General features: G+C 70.0%; 1 protein-coding gene. It reads left to right on the plus strand.

The window, feature by feature from the left end; all coding sequences use genetic code 11:
• Nucleotides 1–203 (plus strand): hypothetical protein (locus H1S04_RS00005; protein ID WP_220185053.1); only part of this gene is annotated, 203 nt, incomplete at both ends.

The raw sequence follows: 203 nt of genomic DNA on the forward strand, positions 1-203 counted from the left end.
GCGAAGGGCTTGCGATCACCATCCTCGCGACGCGCGAAGGGCTTGCGGTCGCCGTCCTCGCGACGGGCGAAGGGCTTGCGGTCACCATCCTCGCGACGCGCGAAGGGCTTGCGATCACCATCCTCGCGACGCGCGAAGGGCTTGCGATCACCATCCTCGCGACGCGCGAAGGGCTTGCGGTCGCCGTCCTCGCGACGGGCGAA

It is taken from the genome of Paracoccus sp. S1E-3 (assembly GCF_013868135.1).
Classification (GTDB): Bacteria; Pseudomonadota; Alphaproteobacteria; order Rhodobacterales; family Rhodobacteraceae; genus Paracoccus.